Raw genomic sequence first — 231 nt, 5'->3', positions numbered from 1 at the left:
CATGGTCGCTTCCCACAGCGAGATCGCGTGGTGGCGCGCCAACCGGCGCACTTCATCCAGGGTGCGGTCGCCGATGCCACGCGTGGGCGTGTTGACCGCGCGCGCGAAGGCGGCGTCGTCGTTGCGGTTGGTCATCAGCCGCAGGTACGCCAGCGCTTCCTTGATTTCGGCACGCTCGAAGAAGCGCATGCCGCCGTCCACACGGTACGGCACCTGCTCGGAGAGCAGCGC

1 protein-coding gene is annotated in these 231 nt (G+C 68.4%); it reads right to left on the bottom strand.

Annotation, left to right across the window (positions count from 1 at the left end; genetic code table 11):
- Positions 1–231 (bottom strand): 3'-5' exonuclease (locus tag ACQG3P_RS24950; protein WP_426806544.1); only part of this gene is annotated, 231 nt, incomplete at both ends.

The organism is Stenotrophomonas sp. SrG (genome assembly GCF_050031795.1).
Taxonomy (GTDB): Bacteria; Pseudomonadota; Gammaproteobacteria; order Xanthomonadales; family Xanthomonadaceae; genus Stenotrophomonas; species Stenotrophomonas rhizophila_A.
The sequence above is the reverse complement of the archived record's forward strand: the minus strand, read 5'-3'. Positions and strand labels throughout refer to the sequence as shown.